Below are 24,125 nucleotides of genomic sequence, written 5' to 3' on the forward strand. Positions count from 1 at the left end.
ATATGCACAACTTTAATAGCTTGCAACTCGTCAAAAAGGCCCATAAAATATTACACATGATAAAAATAGGACTCGATAGATTAAGAGATGACGCATCTCTACAAAATAAGATTACTGGTAATATTGCTCTTTTGTGTCACAGCGCAAGCGTGGACTCAAACTTGAAAGTTGCCCCAATACTATTCAAGGAAATTTTTGGAGATCGATTTAAAAAACTCTTTGGCCCACAACATGGTTTCGTTAGTGATGTTCAAGACAATATGGTTGAAACTGATCACTATACACACCCATTCTTCCAAGTTCCAGTTTACTCTTTATATAGCGAGACAAGAAAACCCACAAAAGAAATGTTAGAAGGAATTGATACTTTTGTGGTAGACCTTCAAGATGTTGGAACACGTGTCTATACTTATATAACAACTGTAACCTACCTCTTAGAAGAGTGTTCTAAACAGGAAATTAAAGTTGTTATTCTCGATCGCCCTAATCCAGTAGGCCTTGAAAAAATTGAAGGTAATATTTTAGAAACAGAATTTAGATCTTTTGTAGGGGCCTTAGAGATCCCACAAAGACATGCACTTTCCATGGGCGAATATGCAAAGTACGCTAAAAAGAAACTAGGTTTTAGTGTTGAATTAGAAGTCATTGAAGTACAAGGCCTAACAAGATCAATGTTCTGGCAAGACACAGGACTTGAATGGATAAACCCTTCTCCTAACCTACCAACTCCACAAGGTGCTCATACATTTTGCGGCACAGTTCTTTATGAAGGAACAAATCTTAGCGAAGGTCGTGGAACAACACGAGCACTTGAAGTCATAGGTCATCCAGCAATAGAAGCCTATTCCTTTGTTGAGGGGCTAAGCGATACACTACATGAAATTGATAATAATAGCTTTATTCTACGTCCAGTTAATTTCATGCCTACTTTTAACAAGCATGCAGGTGTAGCTTGTGGCGGCGTTCATATTCATGTAACTGATCCAGCTAAATTTAATTCATGGCATGTTTCTCAATACCTTTGTCGAGAATTTAAACGTGTTTTAGGTGACAAGTTTGAGTGGGACAAAAAGGACTATGAGTACGCATTTGGAAATCTTGCAATCGATCTCATTAATGGAAGTCTCTTTGTCAAAGAATGGGTAGAAAGATTAGGTTCAATGGATGAGCTTATAAGTTTCGAAAAGAAAGGTCACAAACAATACTTAGAAGAAATTAAAGATATAAAAATCTACAAATAAAAAAGGGGCCTTAGTGGCCCCTTTCTTTTTTAGAAGTATTCTTTCATTTGACCTGATTTAAATCGATCAAGATAATCTTGGGCCTTGGCCTTCAAGATTCCTGAGAAACAAACCATACCAATGATATTCGGGAATGCAATTGACAGTAGCATTAAGTCAGCAAATCCAAGTACATTACCAATACTTAGTACTGGACCGAGAATAATAATAAATACATATGCAAATCGGTAGAATCGAACAGCATTATAACCTAAGCGTTTTTCAAATAGATAAACAGTTGCTCTCTCACCATAGTATGACCAAGAAATAACTGTTGAATATGCAAATACACAAATTGCAACTAATAAGAAATAAGGCATCCAGCTTCCTAAATGAGAAAATGCTAGGGCCGTCATCTCAACACCTTGTTTTGCAACTTCTGGATCTTTATAAGCACCAGTGATTAAAAGTGTTAAGGCCGTAATTGTACAAACAACATGTGTATCAATTACTGGTCCAATCATAGCAACAACACCTTCACGCACAGGCTCTTTTGTTTTAGCTGCTGCGTGAGCAATTGCAGAAGAACCAAGACCGGCTTCATTTGAAAATGATGCTCGTTGAACACCTGTTAACATAACAGCAAAGAATCCACCAAATGCCGCATCTGGATTAAAAGCTTCTTTGAAGATTTGCACGAACATATCTGGAATCATACTTGCGTTTGAGAAGATAATTGCCAGACAAGAAAGTACATAGAAGACACACATGAAAGGAACAAGCTTAGAAGTTACACTTCCAATCTTTTTAATCCCACCAATAAGAACGGCACCAGCAAGGAAGGCTAGAACAATACCAACAATCCATGGATTTGCATCAGGGTGTTGATTAGCGATAATCTTATATGTTTGGTTTGCTTGGAAAAGGTTTCCACCACCAAGTGAAGCACCAATAGTCATAACAGCATAGAAACAACCCATGATCTTACCTAGCATCGGCCAATTATGATTTTTAAACATTTCGCTTAAATAAACCATTGGTCCACCTAAGATATCTCCTTTCATAGTCTTTTGCTTATAAAGTTGAGCAAAAGTTGAAGAAGCAAATTTTAGTGACATACCAAAGAAGGCAATAATCCAAATCCAAAAAATAACACCTGGTCCACCGCGGCCAATTGCAAGGGCAACACCAGCGATATTTCCAAGACCAACAGTCGCAGATAATGCTGACGTTAGGGCCTGAAAGTGAGTAATATCACCTTCATCTTCAGGGTTATCATACTTTCCACGGATAACATCAATTGAATGCTTAAAAAGACGTACATTGATAAATCCGAGACGAATAGTAAAGAAGAGTCCACCAAATACCATCACTAATAAAATTAGTGGCATCGTGATAACTTCACCCCAATAGAAAACTGGAACAGGGAAAAATAGGAATTTTTCATAATGTTCATTGAATGTTCCGAAAATTTTGTTTACTTGTTCTTGGAGCTTAAGCTCATCTTGAGCAAAAACGCTCAAGCTGGTAAGCGCGGAAAATAGCGCTAATAAAACGCGAGTACTTGCGAGTTTAATCATTTAAACAATCCTTTGTTTCTAGTTTCTCTCTCAAAATTCGTATTAGAATTTGTGTGTAATTTAATACTTTCTTAAATTTTAAAGAAAGTTTATCGAACTTGTCACCTTTTTTATTTTCGTAGCGTTAAAATTCGGTTATCCTTAATTCATTAATTAGAATTAAAAGGAGTTACTAAGTGAGCAAATTGCCAACATTAGAAGAGGCCATTGAAATCGTACGCCCACTAGTTAAATATTCGGTTGTAGAAAACCAAAAGCATATCGACCTATCTGTTGCCACAGCAGATAAGCGTATGATCTCTCAACAGGCTCTAATGGTTATCAAGAACTCAATTGATAAAGGTCTAGTGGATCAAAAAGAAATCAATACTAAGCTTGGTTTAGACTAATTATTTCAGACACTTAGATCTGAGCACACAAGAATTACAAGAAGCCGTCAGGAATCTGCGCAGCTTGTACTTCAAATATGTTCATTTATTGAACGTCTATGTAAGCCTTACAAAATCGATGAGGCAATAACATGCCAAATGCTAAGATATAAGCATGAAAGCAATACTACTTAGCCTAATTATCTCTTTTCAGTCTTATGCGGCCATCCCACATAACGGCGATGACGAGCGATCAATTAGAAATCCCATTGCTTTAATGAAGCAATCAAATGAGATTCGCGAAATTACAAAGAAAATGAATCTTGTTCTTTTAAACTCTGTCAGAGTTCGTGGGTTGGATAATGAATTAGGTCGTGAGATCAATGAATTGGCCCATGAGATTCAATTTTTGAATGAATCACAAGTTGATTACGATCAGCAGTATTTAGAACTTTTAGAAGAAGAAGTTGAATTATATAAACAAGAAATTGAATTCCTTACAAAGTAATGTAAGTGAACCCTCCCCCCCTCTTTTATACAAAAAACCGAAGTAATGCTTCGGTTTTTTTATTTCTAATCAGCTCTTTCAAACTTTTGATATAAAACAGAGTAATCACTTCCGCGGTAATCCCTTATAAATATCTCACTTTGTTCAATTGCCATACCGTAGTAACGAGAATTTTTATTAATATCAAAGCGATATTCATAAGAACGATAAAGATAGTAATTACCATTACTATTTTTCGTATAAATACCAACAGCTACGCCATCGTCAGAGAAGACATTGAAGACATGATAATTACCACCTACTTTCTCTTGAACTTTAGGCTTAGTTCCTACGTTATTTAATGTGTAGTCACAGATCTTAGCGAGGTAGAGGTTATTCTCAGTAGGAATATCAGTAATAAAGTTCTTTGCTGCTCCTCGAGTTCCTTTAAAGACAGGAGTTGAGTCGTAATCATTTGGCGCTTCAATATAGACACCTAAATTTGTAATATCTCTTGTATTTGGATCTCCGTAGACCTTTTGTCTGCGAGAAAAGATGAAATCTTCAGAAAAAACATTTCTTAAAATATTATCGTGATGCTCCTCAAGGGCCTCACATATTCTTGTCATACGATTTAAGCTATTGTCGCCTAATTCGGTATTAACAATCTCTAAAGCTTGACCAGCTCTAATTATTCCACGATCACTTTCGCCTTCCTTGCCGTAGTCTTCACAACCCGCAAGAGAGAAAAGTCCAAGAATCACAAGACAATACTTTAAAAGATTAAATGACATTTAAAACTCCATTTTTAAATATAAGATACTTCTATTCTAACAGAATATTTTTAAAGTAGATAATTTCAGTCTTGAAAAGTCTTACAAAAGCTTAATCGATAACACGATAATCTGCTTCAATAACATCTTCATCTTTGAATTGACCTTGAGGTCTTTGGCGTTGAGAGTGATTTGTAGAAAACGGGTTTGCCTTAGGCTTCTTATCGGCCAGGACTCCGCTTGATCTTAGAAGTCTTCGGATCATAATAAAGACCCAATAGAAAATGGCCGCTTTTACTAATGCTGCAAACATGCTTTAAATCTAGCATAAAAGTGGCCAAAATATAATGAAAATTCTTAACTACGCGAAATTATTTTGCTATAGTGGCCTAAATAAAAATAAAACTAGTGAGTACTATATGTCAGAAAAACTAAATCTTGTTCACTGGGCCGACATGACGGCCGATCGCATCATTCGCCAACACGGCGACAAAGATGATTATGTTGTGGCCAGTGGGATCACTCCATCAGGAGTTGTTCATTTTGGTAACTTTAGAGAGGTTATCACAACAGACCTTGTAGCACGCGGACTTCGTGCCCGTGGTAAGAATGTTCGCTTCATCTTTTCATGGGATGATTACGATACGTTTAGAAAGATTCCAGGTAATCTTCCAAAACAAGATGAATTAGCACAATATCTTTTCCAACCAATTGTTGATACTCCAGATCCATTTGGTGAACATGAAAGCTATGCTGCTCATCATGAACACAACTTTGAAGAACAACTTAAGAAAGTTGGTGTTGAAGTTGAACCAATTTATCAGGCAAAGAAATACCGTGCTGGTGATTATAAAGAACAGATTAAATTAGCACTTAATAAGAGATTTGAAATTCGTGATATTTTAAATCAATACAGAAAAGAGCCATATGGTGATGACTATTACCCGGTATCTGTTTACTGTGAAAAGTATAAAACTGATAAAACGACAATTCTTTCATGGGACGGTGAAAGCAAGTTACGCTACAAGCATAACGAGCACGACTATGAAGGAGAAATCGATATTAATACAACAAGCCTAGTGAAGCTTCCATGGCGAGTTGACTGGCCAATGAGATGGGCATTTGAAAAAGTTGACTTTGAGCCAGGTGGAAAAGATCACTCTTCTCAGGGTGGATCATTTACGACAGCAAAAGACATTGTAAAAGTTTTTGACTGGCAGGCACCGATCTATCTTCAATACGACTTTGTCTCAATTAAAGGCCTTGGCGGAAAAATGAGTTCCTCAAAAGGGAACCTTGTTACTGTTAATGATATCCTAAAGGTATATGAGCCAGAAATGGTTCGTTGGATCTTTGCTTCATATAAGACAAATGTTGATTTTGCGATCTCATTTGACCTTGATGTTTTAAAAACATATGAAGACTATGATCGCCAAGAAAGACTTGCTTTTGGCCTTGAAAAAGGTAACGAGAAGAAAGTTGCGATGGCAAAGAGAGTAATTGAACTATCTCAAATTGGAGAGCACCCTACTGAGTGTCCTTTCCAACCTTCTTTTAGACACCTGTGCAATGTTCTACAAATTAATGATGGAGACATTGAAGCAGCACGCTCTTACTACGCTGATCAAATCAAGACTGATAGAGACGAAAGGCGCTTTAGAGAAAGAAGTGCATGTGCTCTTCACTGGCTACAAGAGAATGCTCCAGAGGAATTTAAATTTGCTATCAATAAAGAAGCTGTTGATATGCCTCTAGAAGATAAGGTTCGCACATACCTTGATAAGCTTGTTGCACTTTGCGAAGAGCAGTGGGATACGATTGAAAGTGATAAGGAATTTAACGATAAGATGTATGAAGTGATGCATGAGCTAGAACTTAAGCCAGCGGATATTTTTGCACCAATTTATCAAAAGTTAATTTCACGTGAAAAAGGTCCAAAGCTTGCAGGATTTATCCGCACTATTGGAAAAGATCGTGTCATAAAACTTCTTAAATAAGAAATCTTAAAAGACTTTTTTAAATACTAGGCCATCCTTTGCGATGGCCTTTATTTCAATAGGATAATTTCTAAATTGTTTTAATCTCTTTGCCACCTGAAGATCACTTTCTGACAACATACAAAACTTCAGGTTCTTTTTATCAATTCGACATTCACTGAGATGAGTATGAGCGATCTCGGCCTTTAGAATCTTAAGTCCGTACTTACGAGATAAGCTTTCTAGCTCCAGCATTGTATTCATAATACTTTTGTAATCAGAAACACTCTTATAACGGCCCTTAAAAATTTTAGATTCAATAACCTGATTAGACTCTAAGTGGAATCGGATTTGAAGAACTTCTCTTTTAATGAGTCCATATAGAGCAAAGGAATGTCTAAGTAGCTTCTTGTCCCACCTACTTGGAGCAGTTATGCTTTGTCCCATGTAGACGACTTCTTGGCCATCTAAGCTTAAACGACTAAAGTCGGATTCCATTGCATGTATTTTAACTCTTTCATAGAGACTTAATTCCATACAATAATTATCGGAATGAAGATTTTGAATTATGAAGAAATCTTAACAACTAATGAATTTGGGAAAATTTTGTACATTTAGGGACAATAAGAAACCATTAAATTAGGATATTTGTAAGAATTTCACATTCAAAATGTTATTTTTCTTGAATTTTCTTACAATTCGGCATTTTTTTAGTCCCGTAAGTAATTGAAATTGTCAGCTTAAACGTCAACTCATAAAACTAAGTTAACAAAATAAAAAAAACGAGAGGGGTTTTATTTATGAAAAAGTTTTTAGTTGCTGCTGCTTTATTTGTTACTTCAATGGCCACACAATCAGCGATGGCCCAAGATTGTACTGCTGAACTTGTTGCCAGGAATGGCAGGGTTTTAGATACTTTCTTTGCTTATGACTACAATTACAATCAAGCTTGCCGTGAAGCACTTTCAAGATGTCACTTTGAGCAAAACAGAAGATCTTATGATCGTGTTGTAAGAAATGCTAGTTGCCAAGTTGCTTACACAAGACCTGATCCAAGGCCAAGAAAAGAAACTTGTTCATTTAACCTAGTTAATACAAATAACGGGCGTATTGTTGATACATTCACAGCACAAGGAAACACTCAAATGAGAGCTTGTGAAAAAGCAGATAATAAGTGTTTTGATGCTCGTTACGAAAAGAATAATCCATGGAAATTTACTTGTGAAAAGATACGTGGTGGGCGTCCAGGACCAGGTCCAGGGCCAAGACCAACGCCAATCGTAACAAAGTTTTGTTCATTTGATCGCATAGCAAATGGAAGATTTGGTGGAAGAGTTGTTCAAACATATACTTCTTCGGCCAGAGGGCCAAGAGGAACTGGTGTACAAGCTCGTGCATGTTCTGAAGCAAGATCACAATGTGCAAGAGATGCTCGTATCAGCGGACGTCGTGATACTTGTATGAAGAGATTTTAATTAAGAGAAGAACCTATTTTCTTCATTAGGTTTTTTGGTTGTCTGGGGGGAGCTTTACGGCTCCCCCTTTATATTTAGTCGTTATTTATCCCAATTTGAAAGTTCCTAATTTGCCTTTTGTCCTTATTTTGATATGATTCCCATCAAATAAAAGTGAGGTATAAATGACTGAAAATATATATAACACACGTCGTAAAAAGCTATTAGAAATGATGGATGATGGAATTGCCGTTATCGCATCTGCTGTCTATCAGCACAAGAGCAATGATACAGAGTTTCCATTTCGTCAAAATTCAAATTTTCGTTATTTAACAGGACTAACTGAAGCCGATAGTGCTCTCGTACTTAGTAAGAAGAATGGCAAGACAAAGCAAATTCTCTTTGTAAGACCAAAAGATCCTATTGCAGAAATGTGGGCAGGTAAAAGACTTGGTCCAGATAAAGCAGCAGAACTGACAGAAGTTGATGAAGGTTATTCAATCAATGACCTGGAAGAGAAATTAGAAGAGCTACTTCCAGGACATGAGAATCTTTATGTTCACCTAAGTGAGCGAACTGATATTGCAGATATGGCAAGAAAGATAAGTGCATCTTTATTCCATAAGAAAAGAGCTCAAAAAGAGCTTCCTCCTGCAACGATTAAAAATGTAGGTGCTCTTGTTGAGAGAATGAGACTTATTAAAGATGAAACTGAAATCGCACAAATGCGCGAGGCCATGATTGTTACGGATAAGGCCCACCGTGCAGCAATGGCACTAGCAAAACCAGGTGTAACAGAACAAGAAGTTAATGCTTTAATGATGTATCTTTTTTCAAAAGGTCCTTCTCAAGGCAGTGCATATGACAATATTGTAGCTGGTGGTAATAATGCTTGTATTCTTCACTATATTAAAAATGATGAGCCACTAAATAGTGGAGACTTACTTCTAATTGATGCCGGTAGTGAACTTAACGGTTACGCAACTGACATCACAAGAACATTTCCAGTAAGTGGTACATTCACAGGAATTCAAAAAGAAGTTTATAATATTATTTTAGACTCTCAAATTGCTGCAATTGAATTATCAAAACCAGGAAATAACTCAAAAATGCTACACGCTAAAGTTAGTGAAATCCTGACTCAAGGACTAATTGATCTTAAAGTCTTAAGTGGAAGCGTAGAAGAAAATATTGAAAAAGATAATCATCGTAAATTCTTCCCACATGGAACAGGCCACTGGCTTGGACTTGATGTACACGACCAAAACCCTTACCTAGTGGAGGGAACAAACGAGCCAACACCATTTGAAAAAGGTGTTATCTTTACAATCGAGCCAGGCCTTTACTTCCCTAAGGAACTTGATAATATTCCAGAGGAATTAAAAGGAATTGGTATAAGAACTGAAGACAATATTCTTATTACAGCAGATGGACATGAAAATTTATCACATATGATTCCAAAAACTGTGGAAGAAATTGAAGAAGCTTGTAAGCAAGACGTAAAGGATTTTCTATTCTAATGAAAGCACTTAACTTTGTTATTGTATTTGTACTTCTACTATCATGTTCTTCAAAACAGACACGTGATGATGAGATCAAACTTGTTCATTGGAATATTAAAGAGCTTGAAAACAACAAGCTTAGAAAAAAGAATGATCAATTAACGAGTGTAAAAAATATTTTAACAAAGTTAGACTTTAATGCCTTAAGCATTAACGAGATACAATACGACTCTCGCGGAGAGAATATGGAGCTTCTTTTAAGCCAATTAAAAGAAGATACTGATCAATTTGCAGTGAGTTTTGCCAAAGCAAATACTGGAAAGAATGCAAAAAAGGTTAAAGGTAAGTACACAAAAGATCGCAAGAATGCAGATCAGGTTAACTACGGCCTCTTTCCTGGCCAGTACTCAACAGGTTTTGCTTCCAAGCATCCTATTAAAGAAGAAAGAATTATTTCTGATATAACTTGGAAAGAATTTAATCCTGCTATAGACCTTTCAAAGTACAAAACAGCAAATGGTAAGCCTCTACCAAAAGATATGGAGCTCTTTGATAAGAGTTTTACTCACCTAGTGATAGAAGCCAATGATACTGAAGTACATATAGTACTACTTCATGCTGTACCAAGTTATCACTTTGGAAATCGCAACACTCCAAACTATGAGAGAAACCGCGATCAACTACGCTTTCTAGAATGGTATGTAACTGGAGCAACAAATTTTAATGTTGTGATGCCAGAGCGCTACAAGAAACTAAGACCAATTCACAAAGATGATCGCGTGATTGTCATGGGCGATCTCAATACATCAATCTATATGAATAACCCAGGCTCAGTCGTTCTTAGAAGGCTCTTTAATCACCTCTCACCTTGGCTAAAAAATCCAGGGCCAACAAATGAGCGACAAACATTTGCGGCCAATCGCAACCCACTAACTCTAGACTATATTGCTTATCGTGGACTTAAACTCATGGATGCAGGAATCTATAATCCAGAAACACTTGTGGAGAAAACAAATGTCTTTTGTACACCACCAAGTGAACTTCCAAAGTTTATGACAAAGGGATTAGATAAGCGCGTAACTTGTATTGATGATGATGCTATAGAGCTTAAGCAAGCAAGTGACCACTTCCCTATCTGGGCAACATTTAGACTTTAAGACTAATAATTAAGACTTACGATTAAGAATGAAGCCACCAATTAACTCTAGTGGTTTAATCGTTTCACTAAGGCGCTCTTCATTAAATCCACGCTCAAGTAAGCTTGTGCGAATCTCATGTAGAATATCATTAGCTTCTTCGATTAGAGCATTTGCTTCGCTTTTTATATTTTCGACATTTGGATGAACTTGATCAAGTTCAACAATATCCTTGAGATCTTCACCTTTTTGGTAAGCATCCATTTTAAGAGGATTCTTATCAAGATAGTCATAGATTACAGAATTTACGAGGTTGGCCTCAAGATCAAGATGGGCATCTTTAAGGCTTTCGCCATCACTAAAGTCCAGAGTATCATCAATCATTTGAAAAGCTATACCAATAAGATGTCCAAAGCGTGCGGCCTTATTAGCGATCTCTTCATCTTCTAGGCCAACATATGCGCCAGACCAGCAACACCATCCCATAACTGAGGCGGTTTTGTGAAAAGCAATCTTCTCAATAACTTCTTTTGAATAGATTCGACTCTCGAGTGCATCAGACTGTATCCACTCGCCAATTGCAAGCTCTTGAATGACCTGAGACATCGTTTGTAGAATCTTAACAGAGCCAATTTGTGATAGGCTTAGAATCACATCTGCTAGTAAGTAGTCACCAGCTAACACGGCCTTCTTATTAGATGCTTCCACATTAATTGAAGGATTTCCACGCCTTTGCGTTGCATTATCAATGACATCATCGTGAGCAAGAGAGGCTGCATGAACCATTTCAATTGCACGGGCACAGATTGTTACATCATTCTTATCGTGGGCGTTAAAAAAGTCCGCCATTAAATAAGTAAGCATTGGACGAAGACGTTTACCGCCAGAAAGTACTGTTTTTTCTAGGGCATCTTTCACTGCTTCTAAGCAATTAGAAGACTTTATCTCGAGGTCAATATTAACTGACTTATCCAAGATTTGTGGAGGAATGGATTCTAAAAATTCGTTCATTGTTTTTTCCGTTTTAATATAATTACCACTTGTCGATATAGGCCGTAAATGATTAATATAACGCAAATACTATTAAAATATCATGCATTGCAAAAACGCAGAGGTTAAAACAATATGAGTAATAAAGAACTCGCAAACAGAAAGACTAAATCGTTTGAAATTTTCGACAAAATTGCAGGAACATATGATCTCTTAAATCATATCCTCTCTTTTGGCGTTGATATTTATTGGAGAAAGATTGTTATCGCAAATCTTCCAAAGAAAGAAAAACTACAATGCCTAGATCTTGCATGCGGTACGGGTGACCTAACCATTGCATTAGCGCGAGCAAAGAATGTAGAAAGTGTTACTGGTATTGATCTGTCAAAAGGCATGATTGAAATTGGTAAGAAGAAGATTACAAATAAGAAATTAGATAATGTCGCAAAAATGCAAATTGGTGATGGAGTAGAAATTCCAGCTGCTGATGAAACATTTGATGTAACAAGCGTAAGTTTTGGAATCAGAAACTTTCCAGACTACAAGGCTTCTTTGCGAAATATGTATCGAGTAATTAGACCAGGTGGACGAAGCTTTATCTTAGAATTCTCAATACCAAAGAATGCACTTTTTAGAGGGATCTATTTCTTCTACTTTAGATACCTACTTCCATTTGTTGGAAATTTAATTTCAAAACATAAAGATGCTTATACATACCTAAATCAAACAGTAGAAGACTTTCCATATGGACAAGAGTTTGCTGATGAGATGACGAAAGCAGGATTTAAAAACGTACGTTTTATTCCTCTTACATTTGGTATAGCCACTCTTTATATTGGAGACAAGTAATTGCGCTTAGCTGCTAATAACTTACAAATTGATATCATTAATCAGCTTATAAAGCTTGATCCAAATGACGAGCGTCTAGTTAAAGGGCCTATTTACACCCTCTTCAAACTAGAAGCTGGCTTTAATAATATTTCATCTATTATCGATTTATTTCAAACATATCGAAAGTTTTATTTTTTAAATAAAGACAAGGATTGCGAATTCCTTGCTCTGGGTTCTTGGCAGGACTTTAACTCTCTTTATCACTATGAAGATATTGAAAATTTAACGAGAGAGCACGACTTCTTAAAAATATGTGGTGCTCAGAGGTTTAAGTCAGAACCAGATTGTTTAGAATGGCATGGCCTAGAAGATTGTTCATACTTTGTTCCAAAAGTTATTATCGATGGTGGGAATCAAGGTGTTGATATTAAGATCATACTTCCTAATTCATATTTTGAAGATGATAACGCCAAGAAAGAAGCTCTTCACAAGTTGGCCATCTCATTAGAGCCAAACCCAAAGCATATGCATAGTGAATATAACTATATAACAAAGAGTATCTCTGCTACGAGTAAAACTCAGTGGGGAAAAATGGTTAACGAGGCAGTAAGTAAAATAAAAGAACAGGACCTCAAAAAAGTCGTTCTATCTCGTAAATTAAAATTCACATTCAAGCATCCAATTTGCGCTTATGAACAATTTAAAACACTAAAAGAAAATAATACAAATAATAGTTATAATATTCTTTTTCAATTCTCTGCTAATCAGTGTTTTTATAGTGTCACACCAGAGACTCTTTTTAAGATGCAGGGGCGCAATGTTTATATCGACTCTCTTGCAGGAACAATAAAGAGAGGAAAGAATAAGCAAGAAGATGAATTCTTAGAAAAGACATTACTATCTAATGAAAAAGAGTTAGAAGAGCATCGCCATGTTTCAAGTTATATTGAAGGTGCACTGAAAAAACTAACTAAAGATCTTCACATTACAAAGAAAGAAGAAATCTTAAAGCTAAAATATATCCAACATATTCATTCTAAATACGAAGGTGTTTTAAGTGATGATGCAAAAGCAAGTGATATAATCACTGGACTTCATCCAACACCAGCTGTAGCGGGACTGCCTAAGAAAGAGTCAATTGAGCAAATTGACCAATTAGAAAAAAGCTCTCGTGGACTTTACGCTGCACCAATAGGATTCTTATCTAAGGAAAAGACTGAATTTGCAGTCGGACTTAGATGCGCTTTAGCAGACAAGCAAGACCTTCATATTTATGCAGGTTGTGGAATTGTAAAAGATTCATCTCCTGAAAAAGAATGGAATGAAACAACAAATAAAATGAGAAACTTTACGGAAGTTATCAAGGCCAAATCATGGACAAATTTCCAATAACACAAAATATTTCTCGCCTATGGGCATCGATCATCGTTGATGAATTGGCAAAGAATGGCATCGTCGACTTTTATACGGCACCGGGTATGCGAAACGCTCCTGTTTTAGCAGCGGCCCATTACAATGAAGATATAAAAACATACTCATTTCTTGATGAGAGAGCTCTGGCCTATCGTGCACTAGGAAGATCAAAAGTAAGTGAATCGATTCCTCTTCTTACTTGTACTTCAGGGACGGCCATGGCCAATTTTGCTCCTGCTGTTATTGAGGCCAATAAATCAGGCCTGCCACTGGTTATCTTATCTGCTGATAGACCAAATGAACTTGTAAAGACAGACTCAAATCAGACAATTGATCAGACAAGAGTTATCGACTCACATACATGCTATAACTTAAACCTCGAAGCACCTAATGAAGCTCTAAGTGCAACGAGATTAAGAACATTGATCTCAACGGCAATTGGCCGTGCAAAGATAAATCGCAGGCCTGTGCATATCAACTTTCCTCTTAGAGAACCTTTAGATAATACTAAAGGTTATATCTCACAAGAATATTTAAAGGCATCACTTGAGAGTTTTCATAAGAATGGTGCAAAGGTTATCTCAAGCGCTTATCAGAATTACCAAATGGAATTCAATCTTCAAGAAAGACTTGTAAAGGCAAAGAACCTCCTTCTTGTTATCGGAAAACTTGATGGCAAGAAAGATATCGATCATTACAGAGAGTCGTTAAAAAGCATACGAATTCCAAAGTATCTTGATATTACAAGTGGATTGAAATATGAGTTTTGTCTTGAAGACTATCTAACTCCAAATTTTGATCACCCAGAAGTATTAAGCGTATATGAACAAAATCCCCCAGAGCTGATTATTCATATTGGTGGAAGACTAGTATCAAAACACTATTATAATTATCTGGAAAAAACAGATTGTGAGCTTCTACACGTAACAAATGTTGACTTTGATCACGATCCTGGTTTTTCTAATACTCAAAAGATTATTTGTGACCCACTCTCCTTTTTAAAAGGTCTTGCAAAACTTGAGCTTGAACAAGCTCCACCTGTTATGTGGCATGATTTTGTAGAAAAGAAGAGGGCCGTAATTGAAGAGTCTGGCCTAACTCAGCCTTTTATTTCAAAGAACATTATAGAAAAAATTGATTTAGACTATGATCTTCTTATAGGTAATTCAACAATTGTTAGAAGCTTTGATAACTTTGTTTCAAGTAATCTACGTCGCCATGTTAAAGTTTTCACAAATCGTGGAGTAAGCGGTATTGAAGGATTCATGGCCACACTAATGGGGCTAAGTGATGAGAATGATCGTCCAAAACTATGTTTAATAGGAGATATTTCTTTTAAACACGATCTGAACTCACTTTATATGCTAAACCAAGCGGCCCGTGAAAAGAAGAATTTAACAGTTATTATCATCAATAATTTTCAAGGTGATATCTTTAACCTACTTCCAATAGCTAAAGAAAAAGACTTCCTAGATCTACTTACAACACCACATGATGACCGATTTGATAAAGTTATTGGAGCATTTGAAGAATTAGAATACAGCTCATGTGAAACAAAAGAAGACTTTAATAAGCAAGTACTAAATGCTTTAAAGAATCAAGGTGTAAATATTATTGAGGCCATTACAGATAATGCTTCAAACTTAGAATTATTTAAAAAATTAAAAACTGTAAAACGTTAAAGATATGAAAGATAATATAAAAGGATTTATTCTTGCCTCAAGGCCAAAAACTCTACCGGCAGGTGCATCACCAATTATTATGGCAACGGCATTGGCCTATAGTGATACACAGAAATTTTCCTTAATTATCTTTATCCTAACTCTACTATGTACTGTCCTATTACAAATTGCCTCTAATTTAATAAATGATTATTACGATACACAAACAGGCGTTGATACTGAAGAAAGACTTGGCCCAACACGTGTAACGAGTAGCGGACAACTAAAAGCAAGTACAGTGAAGACAATGTTTATTTCAACTCTAGTGCTCGCCTTCATCCTCGGTATCTATCTCATGTATGTCGGTGGCCCCATTATTATCGCAATGGGACTAATTTCGATGCTAGCGTCATATCTATACACAGGTGGCCCATTTCCTCTATCACACTACGCTTTAGGTGAATTACTAGCACTTATCTTCTTTGGCTGTGTTGCTGTCTGTGGTGCCTATTATCTCCAAACGAAACAAATCACAAATTCAGCACTGCTCCTAAGCCTATTTCCAGGTTTTTTAAGTAGTGCAATTATGGCCATTAATAATGCCAGAGATATCAATAGTGATACAAAGGCCAAGAAATTAACTCTTGGAATTCTTTTAAATAAATTAAGGCCAAACCTTTCTAGTTGGCTTCCTCTTATATTTGTAATTTGTGCAAATATTGTCATTATCGTTCATAGTGTAATTTATGAACAATGGTATTTGAGTGTTGCCGTTGTAGGTCTTGCCCTTCCTTTTCTAAAAACGTGGATATATCTTATTTTAAATAGGCCCTCAGTAGAGTATAATAATAGTCTGGCCAAAACTGGAAAGTTCTTATTCTTATCATCTCTTATTTACGGGGGACTTCTTTGGATAAATTAGAATTACATTTAACTTACAAAGAAAGAGAAGAATTTATAAAACCTTTTCACGCTAAAGCTCGAGATATTAAAGGCTCTGACTACTATCACTGTGAAGTTAAAATTGATGGCGAACTCTACACTAGTTATGTAAATTACTTTGAATTCTTCTATGATGGCCAAGACCTAAGAGAAACATACGAAATTATCTATGATTTAAAATCATTCCTAGAAAGACCAATTGAAGAAGCGACAATAATTGATGCCCCTCAACTCCCAAAGAATATCATTGTTGCATTTGAATATGCCTTAATTAAATATTATATAAAACACAGCACACATCACTGCTTTTTCACACAAGACAACACTGTTAAAATTAATCTCCTCTTTCAATCAATTAAAACCAATGAGGTTAAAAAAGGTGATGTGATTAAATATAAAATCACACCGACTCCTAATATAGGAGAAGTTATAAAAAATCTTGAATTAATGAGTAACAAAGGCGCCATCATTCGCTTAGATGGAAATCGCAGCCTTGATCCAGACCAAATTGAAAGTCTCTTCTACAACCTATCCCCAGAAGTGATCGCAAGTATTGAATACTTTGAAGAGCCATTTGATACGCTTGATAAGTGGTCTCACCTTGTTTGTTCTCAAGATATTCCACAGGCCATTGATGAAAGCTTCAAGTTTAATGAACGTTCAAGTATTGCTGAGGATATAAATCATATCATTATTAAATTTGGTGTGAACTGCAGCGTTTTTGAATATTTTCAATTAAAAAAAGATGATCGCAAATGGCAGATCACCATCACTAGTGGCTTTGAAGCGCCTAAGCTTTTCAATCTTGCCACTCACCTGGCCTCACGTGAAAGAAATGCCGCAGGGCTCTCAACCTTTATGTTTTTTAAGAATGGGTTAAAATTAATAAAAGACTACTCTAAAGAAGAGTCTATTATTAAGGCCTTTAGGCTTATTTAACATTCATTAAGGAGGATTCATGTTTAGAGCTATCACACTATGTGCACTGCTAACATTCGCTTCATGTTCAACTATGCATCACGGAAAGTCTTGTTCAAGAGACGCTAAAGCTTGTTGTAAGAGCGATAAAAAGAAGAAAGATTGCTGCAAGAAAGACGGTCAATGTGATCGTAAGTCTAAGAAATCTCAAAAAAAGTCTTAGAATAAAAGCATACTAAAATGAGCGGCCTGCATATTTTGCAGGCCTTCTTTTATTCTCAATTAGAGCTATAATATGTAGAGATAATAGGAGATTATCATGAAAAAATTAGCCTACATTTTAACTGCGACAACACTTATTTTATTGACTTCATCATGCGCTTCTACTTCTAGAGATGTAGCAAGTGAAAGAGGTGAATGTAAGGAAAGACGTATTCCTGACCACTCTCAATATTACGAAGATTACGAAGAGTGTAAGAATTACTAATTCCCTACCTTAACACAAAACTGTTTTTACACATTGATAAGTTCTTGATAAATCTTCTCTCATATTAATACGCCAAATTAAGAGAGAGAAGATGTTTAAGAAATCCCTATTTTTATCATTGTTGCTACTTTCTAGCTTCAATTCACTAGCTGTAAATTATAACGTCAAAGCATTCTTAGTACTAGATCTACTAACTTTAGAAAAAGTTGGTGACGATAGTACGAAAGCAGAAATGGGTTATGGTACAGCAGATGTTAAATTCTACTTCAACCACAATGAATGGAGTGCAAAGTTTAAGCTTGATATTGACGCTGTTGAAGAAGCTGGTACAACTGTTGACCTAATGGAAGAAGCGGTTCTTTCATATCGCTTCAACAATAATTGGAAGCTTACAGGTGGTAAAGGAAAGGTTCCTTTCTACACTATGCACTTTGGTATTTCTGAAAGAAATATGATGGATGGTGGTTACCTAACTCAAACGTATTCAAGCATGAGAGCTGGATACTTTAAAAGAAAGTACTTATTAACACTTCGTTATGGTGGTTGGCGCCAAGGTCAAATTCACGACGTAACTTTCTTTGGAAGCAACCAAATGGCAAGACGTGATCGCGATGATGAGTCTCGTCCATATCTTCCTAATGGGGACGATGAAATTTCATACGACACAGAAAGAACTTTTAATACAAACTTTCAAAAAGGTTTTGCTTATAAGGGTAGAATTATCCCATCAAGAAATCATGAAATCATCTTTGGTGCTTTCTCTTACTGGAGAGATATCGATCCTAAAGAAGATTACGGTTTCTCACTGGCCTACCAATTCGAAAATCGCGACTGGAGTGTATGGACAGAGGCCCTTTATGGTTACTGGTCAGCTCACCCAAATGATCGCTATACGAAACTTAGACAAGAATCTTATAACGCTCAATTAGGCTTCCTATATCGCTTAGCAGATAAGTGGAACGTCGGGATTAACCTTGAGTACTCATTCGTAACTGATCGTGCTCACGATAGAAATGATTACCCAGCAGACTTCGGTCAATCAAATTTCAATGATGGAAACCTAAGACACGTTAGCCTTTATAAAGCCGATATTGGTGCTCAATACCAAGTTGGAAGAAACGTACAGCTAAACGGTGGTATTCTAATCGAGCGTCAAATTGATGAGGAAACAAGTACGAATGTATTTGGTAACCCAGAGAAGACAAATGCTTATGCTCTTAACTTCTCATTAACAACTTGGCTTTAATCAATTTAAGTTAAATTAACTAACAAATAATCATTAGCACCTCTTAAAATATATTTATTTAGGAGGTGCCTAGTGGCCATCGAACAATTCATAATCATTCTCTTTATTGGTGCTATTGCTGGCTGGCTGGCCGGAAGCCTGTACAAAGGTGAAACCTTTGGCCTCGTTGGAAATATCATCGTGGGTGTAATGGGATCATTCGTAGGAAGCTTTGCTTTCCATTTAGTAGGCCTTACAAGTTATGGCCTTATTGGAAGTATCATAATCTCCACCATCGGCGCTATCGTCTTTCTAGCAACTCTCCAGCTGCTACAAAAACTCTGAAATATCATAGACTAAGCGTGGAGCTAGGATTATAATACGCCCCATGGGCCTAATGTTTATATTTCCAGTATCTAAAGAAGAAAGAGATCGTATTACTATTAACGAGCAAGGACTTACTCTAAAGACCTATGGACTACCTATGGTTTTCTGGGGCTACCTTCTTGCTGCAGCAACTGTTGTCTTTGCCATGTTTATTGGCGTAAAAGGGCCACTTGTAAAACTCTATGAAACAGGTGATTCAATTAACCAGGCATTAGTTATTGCTGTAAGTGCGACTCTGATTCTACTGCCCCTCATTACATTATGTTTTTATATGTATGAGAAGTTCATCATAAAAAAGGACGACAAGCTAATTATCAAGCATCGTCTATTCTTCATTCCGATATTAAAGAAAGTACACAAATTGGAATCGAGTGATTCATTTAGTATTGATCACTTTATGGACTCTCCAAATGTTGCAAAGATGCAACAAGACCCAACAATGCGTGGTTTTGAAAACAAAGGGTATTTCCAACTTTTTGCAAAGCTGGATAACGGAAAATATGTCTTTGTGGATCGTTCTAATAGAAAAGCAGACCTGAAAAAGATTCAGGCCCTACTTTGTGAATTTTAGAAATTATTTTATTCTTCGTCTTCTTTGATTGGCTTGATATTCTTTGGACGGCGTCCACCACCAAGTCTCTTTGCCTTTGAGCGATCACCTTTTTCCCAGTGATTCTTCCAATCTTCTTGGCGAGACTGCTTATCTTCCCATTTTGCCTGACGCTCACTCATTACTTTTTCAACTTCATCCTTCTTGCGAACTTTGAAGTTTCCTGAGCGTTTAAGAGCAGAAAGCTTTTCATTAACTACTTTCTTATTCTTGGCCTCACGCTTGGCCTCGACACCCTCTTTTGAGTGATCTGACATATCAATTGTCGTCTCACCATTAACGATGGTCTGGCATGACATACGCTCCTTAGTAATGTGAAATACATTACCTAGAAGTTTCGTTTCAACGTCAGTTGGTTCATTTAGATTATCTGCACCGGAGAGAACTTTTACAATACAATCTGTACAAGTTCCGTGTCCGCCACAACTAGAATTAACATAAATTCCATTCTTTTTAAGATGCTCTAATAATGACATCTCGTCATCAACATAGATGGTCTCATTTGATGGTGCTAATGTAACTTTAAACATGATATAGGCCTACGTGATTTTTATTGAGGTTGGCCAAGCGTAGACTAAACAGTCTTCTTGATCTTACCTTCAATCGTTTCTAAAATTTTTCCCTTAAGAGGCTTTAGCATGAAAGAGAGGTCAAGATCAACTAAGCAGTAAGAATCTTCAAACTTTAGCTTCAATTCAAACCCTTTTCCTTTAGCTAGCATGGAAAAATTACCATCATCTGTCGTAACATCCGCTTTAACATTGAATTTTGCCACATATTCTGGAGTAACAGCGGCCTTTCCTAGATTATATGCTTCTTCTTGAGAAGATGCTTTATTGTAATTTACTTTTAAACTCATACTTAATCCTTATTTCGTCCCAGTTGAACCAAATCCACCAGCTCCACGCTCAGTATCACTTAATTCACTTACTTCACTTACACGGGCCTGCCAAACTGGTGCTAGAACCATTTGGGCAATACGCTCACCGTGCTTAATAACAAAGTCCTCATTTCCAAAATTACCTAGGATAATTTTGACTTCACCGCGGTAATCGCAATCGATAGTCCCAGGTGAGTTTACAACGAGAAGATCTGTCTTAAATGAAAGGCCAGAACGAGGACGAATTTGAACCTCATATCCATGAGGGATCTCAAAGCTAAGTCCTGTTGGCACTAGAACACGAGCTCCTGGAGCAATCACAAGAGAGTCTTTATTCTCTAAATGAGCACGAAGATCAGCTCCTGCTGCTCCAGTCGTTTCATATTTAGGAAGATCGAAGCTAGAGTCAAAATGCTCTAGCTTCTTTACTTTTAAATCAACAACTCGATCGATCATAAGAGTAATTCCTACTTATTACTTCTTGTCACCACGAGGCTTTCTGTCACCGCGAGGCTTTCTATCACCTCTTGGTTTACGATCACCGTCACGAGACTCACGTGGTTCACGCTTTGGAGCGTCTTTTTGAGCTTCTTCTTCAGTCTTACCGTCTTTTCTCTTTAGAGCTTCAACGGCCTTGATAGAAAGCTTAGCACGTCCCATTTTATCAATTTCAAGAACCTTGATTTGAACTTCTTGACCTTCGTCTAAGTAGTCACCAGCATCAGTAATTCTCTCATCTGCAATTTCAGAAATATGAACTAGTCCACCAACTCCTGAAGCGATGTCAACGAATGCACCATAATCTTTAAGGCTAGCTACTTTAGCAGTATAAGTCTTACCAACTTCTGGTCCATTCATCTGTAGACCAACTAGTGCCATACATTCATCAATTGCTTCTTGGTTAGTTGAGATGAACTTAGTTGTTCCATCTTCATCAATTTCGATAACAAGATCGAAATCTTCTTGAAGCTTCTTAATATTCTTTCCACCAGGCCCGATAAGTCCACCAATTTGATCTTGCTTGATCTGCATTGATTTCATTACAGGTACACCCTCTTTAAGAGTCTTTCTTTCAACAGAGATTGTTTTTGCCATCTCTTCTAGAATATGAAGACGACCTTCTCTTGCTTGTGCCATTGCTTTTTCAACGATCTCTTTTGTAAGACCAGTGATCTTAATATCCATTTGAATCGCTGTGATACCTTCTGTTGTACCAGCAACTTTAAAGTCCATATCACCAAGGTGATCTTCGTCACCAAGGATATCTGTTAGAATTTTAAATCTTTCACCATCAGTTACTAGACCCATAGCAATCCCAGCAACAGGTGCTTTAAGAGGAACACCAGCATCCATTAGTGCCATTGACCCTGAACATACAGAACCCATTGAAGAAGAACCATTTGATTCTAAAACTTCACATACAAGACGAGTTGTATATGGGAAATCAGTTGGGATAACGGCCTTAAGAGCACGCTCAGCTAGGTTTCCGTGACCTTGCTCACGACGTCCTACACCGCGAACACCACGTGCCTCACCTACTGAATATGGAGGGAAGTTATAGTGTAGGTAGAATTGGTCTTCTTTTGTACCAATAATACGGTCACTCATTTGAGCACCTTTACTACCACCAAGAGTTACAGCTGCCATTACTTGTGTTTCACCACGAGTAAATAGAGATGATCCGTGTGGTACTTTAAGTACATCTGTTTCAGTTTCGATTTCTCGAACTTCAGCAAGTCCACGTCCAGCAATACGCTTTTCTTCATCAAGAATATCACCACGTAGCATTTCATACATTAGCTCATCTACACCTTTGTATGCTTCTTTTCCAAATGCATCGTCTTCAGTTAGACCAAATGCCGCTGGATCAGCTGCCATTGCTTCTTTAACTTGAGCTTCAATTGCTTTTACAGCTTTTTGTCTCTCTAACTTATCAGTAATTTTTAGAGCTTCACGAGCAGTTGCTGTGTAGTCTGTTCTAATTTTTTCAAGCATTGTTTTGTTAGCAGCTGCTGAAACAAATTCACGCTTTTCTTTACCAACTTCTTTTTGAATATCAGAAAGGAATGAAACAAATCCTTCAATTTCCTTTTGACCATAGAAGATAGCGTCAAGTACATCTTGCTCTGGAGCAACTTTCGCCTCACCTTCAACCATAAGGATTGCGTTATCACTTGCTGCAACAACGATTTCCATATCAGACTCTTCCCACTTGTCGTGGTCAGGGTTGATAACAAATTGACCGTCAATACGACCAACCTTACAAGTACCAATTGGACCCGCAAATGGAATATCAGAGATAGTAAGAGCAGCTGAAGCACCAATTGCAGCTAGAACCTCAGGGTCACCTTCTGGTGAGTAAGAGATAACAGTACAAGAGATAACAGTGTCAAACATATACCCTTCTGGGAATAGAGGTCTAAGAGGTCTATCAATTAGACGAGCATTTAAAGTCTCACCTACTGAAGGACGACCTTCTCTTTTAAGGAATCCACCAAGGAATTTCCCTGCTGAATAAAATTTCTCAGTGTACTCAACTAAAAGTGGGAAAAAGTCTTGCCCATCTTTTACTTGAGTTGCAGAAGTTGCAGTAACAAGAACTTGTGTACCACCACTAGTTACGATTACAGAAGCATCTGCTTGTTTTGCCATACGGCCAGTTTCGATCGTAATGTCTTTACCACCGAAGTTGTAAGTAAACTCACGTTTGTTGTTTAACATAAAAACTCCATTTTATATTTTTGAATGTATGATGAATTTTTTCTTTAAGAATTGAGGATGATCTTGAGAAATCCAAAGAATATGAAAACTTAAAAACCTCATCCAAATCGCGAGTTCTTAAATTTTAATATCCCTTAAATCCCTAGACTGTCCTTGTCTGCTTATCAAAAAAATTCGTTACTTAATTTTAGCTTTTTAAATAAAAAAAAGGAAGCATAAAGCTTCCTTTCTTTTTATCTTGGCTTATTTTCTTAGACCAAGTTTCTTAATTAGTGACTTGTAGTTATCTTCATTTTCAGTAGATACATACTTAAGAAGACGACGACGACGTCCAATCATCTTAAGAAGACCACGGTTTGAAGAATAATCGTGCTTGTGTGAACCAAAGTGCTCTTTAAGGTTGTTAATTCTTTCTGTAAGAATTGCAACTTGAACCGCTGCACAACCGCTATCTTTTTCAGATGCTCCAAACTCTTTACCAAATTCAGCTACGATTGATGCTGTTTTTTCTTTTGTAATCATAATTTCTCCTAAACTTACCAAATACCGAGCAAGGAAGTTATT

At 36.8% G+C, this 24,125-nt stretch carries 27 protein-coding genes; 17 read left to right on the plus strand and 10 right to left on the minus strand.

Annotation, left to right across the window (positions count from 1 at the left end):
- Window positions 1–56: 56 nt before the first annotated feature.
- A complete protein-coding gene (locus tag ACMAZI_RS08785; protein ID WP_412473337.1) occupies window positions 57–1,241 on the plus strand; it encodes an exo-beta-N-acetylmuramidase NamZ domain-containing protein in 1,185 nt (394 codons plus the stop codon).
- 29 nt (window positions 1,242–1,270) lie between these two features.
- Here ACMAZI_RS08785 and ACMAZI_RS08790 read toward each other — a convergent pair whose 3' ends face one another.
- A complete protein-coding gene (locus ACMAZI_RS08790; protein WP_115362517.1) occupies window positions 1,271–2,800 on the minus strand; it encodes an alanine/glycine:cation symporter family protein in 1,530 nt (509 codons plus the stop codon).
- A 176-nt stretch (window positions 2,801–2,976) separates the two neighbouring features.
- Between ACMAZI_RS08790 and ACMAZI_RS08795 the strand changes: the two genes are divergently transcribed.
- The gene (locus ACMAZI_RS08795) at window positions 2,977–3,189 is read left to right on the plus strand and encodes a hypothetical protein (protein WP_115362515.1); all 213 of its coding nucleotides are present in this window, start codon (window positions 2,977–2,979) and stop codon (window positions 3,187–3,189) included.
- 154 nt (window positions 3,190–3,343) lie between these two features.
- On the plus strand, window positions 3,344–3,676 hold the full coding sequence (locus ACMAZI_RS08800; protein WP_412473336.1) for a hypothetical protein: 333 nt from the start codon (window positions 3,344–3,346) through the stop codon (window positions 3,674–3,676).
- Window positions 3,677–3,741: 65 nt separating this feature from the next.
- Here the strand turns inward: ACMAZI_RS08800 and ACMAZI_RS08805 are convergent, their stop codons facing one another.
- A complete protein-coding gene (locus ACMAZI_RS08805) occupies window positions 3,742–4,449 on the minus strand; it encodes a hypothetical protein (RefSeq protein ID WP_412473335.1) in 708 nt (235 codons plus the stop codon).
- A gap of 91 nt (window positions 4,450–4,540) precedes the next feature.
- Window positions 4,541–4,741, minus strand: coding sequence for a hypothetical protein (locus ACMAZI_RS08810; protein WP_115362509.1), 201 nt, complete (start codon window positions 4,739–4,741; stop codon window positions 4,541–4,543).
- A 106-nt stretch (window positions 4,742–4,847) separates the two neighbouring features.
- On the opposite strand from ACMAZI_RS08810, the gene lysS reads away from it, so the two are divergent.
- The gene (lysS, locus tag ACMAZI_RS08815) at window positions 4,848–6,425 is read left to right on the plus strand and encodes a lysine--tRNA ligase (RefSeq protein WP_115363730.1); all 1,578 of its coding nucleotides are present in this window, start codon (window positions 4,848–4,850) and stop codon (window positions 6,423–6,425) included.
- 6 nt (window positions 6,426–6,431) lie between these two features.
- Here the strand turns inward: lysS and ACMAZI_RS08820 are convergent, their stop codons facing one another.
- Window positions 6,432–6,941: a hypothetical protein gene (locus ACMAZI_RS08820; protein ID WP_133296953.1), complete on the minus strand. Its 510-nt coding sequence runs from the start codon at window positions 6,939–6,941 to the stop codon at window positions 6,432–6,434.
- A 263-nt stretch (window positions 6,942–7,204) separates the two neighbouring features.
- On the opposite strand from ACMAZI_RS08820, the gene ACMAZI_RS08825 reads away from it, so the two are divergent.
- The 3 genes from ACMAZI_RS08825 to ACMAZI_RS08835 all read left to right on the plus strand — a co-directional run bounded on the left by ACMAZI_RS08825 (window position 7,205) and on the right by ACMAZI_RS08835 (window position 10,517).
- Window positions 7,205–7,879, plus strand: a complete 675-nt coding sequence (locus tag ACMAZI_RS08825; RefSeq protein ID WP_115362505.1) for a hypothetical protein — start codon at window positions 7,205–7,207, stop codon at window positions 7,877–7,879.
- Between the two features lie 164 nt (window positions 7,880–8,043).
- Complete coding sequence (locus tag ACMAZI_RS08830; protein ID WP_412473334.1) at window positions 8,044–9,378, plus strand: aminopeptidase P N-terminal domain-containing protein; 1,335 nt, start codon at window positions 8,044–8,046, stop codon at window positions 9,376–9,378.
- Entirely contained in the window at window positions 9,378–10,517 is a 1,140-nt protein-coding gene (locus tag ACMAZI_RS08835; protein ID WP_412473333.1) for a hypothetical protein, read from the plus strand. The genes ACMAZI_RS08830 and ACMAZI_RS08835 overlap by 1 nt, the downstream gene beginning before the upstream one ends.
- Window positions 10,518–10,526: 9 nt before the next feature.
- Here ACMAZI_RS08835 and ACMAZI_RS08840 read toward each other — a convergent pair whose 3' ends face one another.
- The gene (locus ACMAZI_RS08840) at window positions 10,527–11,507 is read right to left on the minus strand and encodes a polyprenyl synthetase family protein (RefSeq protein WP_115362499.1); all 981 of its coding nucleotides are present in this window, start codon (window positions 11,505–11,507) and stop codon (window positions 10,527–10,529) included.
- Between the two features lie 114 nt (window positions 11,508–11,621).
- Between ACMAZI_RS08840 and ubiE the strand changes: the two genes are divergently transcribed.
- From ubiE to ACMAZI_RS08890, 10 genes are all read left to right on the plus strand, one after another.
- Window positions 11,622–12,335, plus strand: a complete 714-nt coding sequence (gene ubiE, locus ACMAZI_RS08845) for a bifunctional demethylmenaquinone methyltransferase/2-methoxy-6-polyprenyl-1,4-benzoquinol methylase UbiE (RefSeq protein ID WP_412473332.1) — start codon at window positions 11,622–11,624, stop codon at window positions 12,333–12,335.
- Entirely contained in the window at window positions 12,336–13,709 is a 1,374-nt protein-coding gene (locus ACMAZI_RS08850; RefSeq protein WP_412473331.1) for an isochorismate synthase MenF, read from the plus strand.
- The gene (menD, locus tag ACMAZI_RS08855) at window positions 13,691–15,412 is read left to right on the plus strand and encodes a 2-succinyl-5-enolpyruvyl-6-hydroxy-3-cyclohexene-1-carboxylic-acid synthase (RefSeq protein WP_115362493.1); all 1,722 of its coding nucleotides are present in this window, start codon (window positions 13,691–13,693) and stop codon (window positions 15,410–15,412) included. Before ACMAZI_RS08850 ends, menD begins: the two co-directional genes overlap by 19 nt.
- A 4-nt stretch (window positions 15,413–15,416) precedes the next feature.
- Window positions 15,417–16,313 carry a 1,4-dihydroxy-2-naphthoate octaprenyltransferase gene (gene menA, locus ACMAZI_RS08860; RefSeq protein ID WP_412473330.1) on the plus strand — a complete coding sequence of 299 codons (897 nt, stop codon included), beginning with the start codon at window positions 15,417–15,419 and terminating at the stop codon, window positions 16,311–16,313.
- Window positions 16,301–17,272 (plus strand): hypothetical protein, encoded by a 972-nt coding sequence (locus tag ACMAZI_RS08865; protein ID WP_334678597.1) that lies wholly within the window; start codon window positions 16,301–16,303, stop codon window positions 17,270–17,272. Before menA ends, ACMAZI_RS08865 begins: the two co-directional genes overlap by 13 nt.
- Before the next feature lie 19 nt (window positions 17,273–17,291).
- Window positions 17,292–17,474 carry a hypothetical protein gene (locus ACMAZI_RS08870; RefSeq protein WP_115362487.1) on the plus strand — a complete coding sequence of 61 codons (183 nt, stop codon included), beginning with the start codon at window positions 17,292–17,294 and terminating at the stop codon, window positions 17,472–17,474.
- A gap of 96 nt (window positions 17,475–17,570) precedes the next feature.
- Window positions 17,571–17,738 (plus strand): hypothetical protein, encoded by a 168-nt coding sequence (locus ACMAZI_RS08875; protein ID WP_158536886.1) that lies wholly within the window; start codon window positions 17,571–17,573, stop codon window positions 17,736–17,738.
- Between the two features lie 91 nt (window positions 17,739–17,829).
- Window positions 17,830–18,984, plus strand: coding sequence for a hypothetical protein (locus ACMAZI_RS08880; protein WP_115362485.1), 1,155 nt, complete (start codon window positions 17,830–17,832; stop codon window positions 18,982–18,984).
- A gap of 72 nt (window positions 18,985–19,056) precedes the next feature.
- A complete protein-coding gene (locus tag ACMAZI_RS08885) occupies window positions 19,057–19,308 on the plus strand; it encodes a GlsB/YeaQ/YmgE family stress response membrane protein (RefSeq protein WP_199506656.1) in 252 nt (83 codons plus the stop codon).
- Between the two features lie 52 nt (window positions 19,309–19,360).
- A complete protein-coding gene (locus tag ACMAZI_RS08890; protein WP_412475119.1) occupies window positions 19,361–19,921 on the plus strand; it encodes a hypothetical protein in 561 nt (186 codons plus the stop codon).
- Window positions 19,922–19,929: 8 nt separating this feature from the next.
- On the opposite strand, the gene ACMAZI_RS08895 is transcribed toward ACMAZI_RS08890, so the two are convergent.
- The 5 genes from ACMAZI_RS08895 to rpsO all read right to left on the minus strand — a co-directional run bounded on the left by ACMAZI_RS08895 (window position 19,930) and on the right by rpsO (window position 24,083).
- Window positions 19,930–20,490: a 2Fe-2S iron-sulfur cluster-binding protein gene (locus tag ACMAZI_RS08895; RefSeq protein ID WP_115362481.1), complete on the minus strand. Its 561-nt coding sequence runs from the start codon at window positions 20,488–20,490 to the stop codon at window positions 19,930–19,932.
- Window positions 20,491–20,534: 44 nt separating this feature from the next.
- Complete coding sequence (locus tag ACMAZI_RS08900; protein ID WP_115362479.1) at window positions 20,535–20,819, minus strand: polyhydroxyalkanoic acid system family protein; 285 nt, start codon at window positions 20,817–20,819, stop codon at window positions 20,535–20,537.
- Between the two features lie 9 nt (window positions 20,820–20,828).
- The gene (gene dut / locus ACMAZI_RS08905) at window positions 20,829–21,296 is read right to left on the minus strand and encodes a dUTP diphosphatase (RefSeq protein WP_115362477.1); all 468 of its coding nucleotides are present in this window, start codon (window positions 21,294–21,296) and stop codon (window positions 20,829–20,831) included.
- 18 nt (window positions 21,297–21,314) lie between these two features.
- Complete coding sequence (pnp, locus tag ACMAZI_RS08910; RefSeq protein WP_115362475.1) at window positions 21,315–23,561, minus strand: polyribonucleotide nucleotidyltransferase; 2,247 nt, start codon at window positions 23,559–23,561, stop codon at window positions 21,315–21,317.
- A 243-nt stretch (window positions 23,562–23,804) separates the two neighbouring features.
- Complete coding sequence (gene rpsO, locus ACMAZI_RS08915) at window positions 23,805–24,083, minus strand: 30S ribosomal protein S15 (protein ID WP_199506655.1); 279 nt, start codon at window positions 24,081–24,083, stop codon at window positions 23,805–23,807.
- Window positions 24,084–24,125: the final 42 nt, after the last annotated feature.

The sequence above is a fragment of the Halobacteriovorax sp. YZS-3-1 genome, assembly GCF_047084945.1.
In the GTDB taxonomy this organism is placed as follows: domain Bacteria; phylum Bdellovibrionota; class Bacteriovoracia; order Bacteriovoracales; family Bacteriovoracaceae; genus Halobacteriovorax_A; species Halobacteriovorax_A vibrionivorans.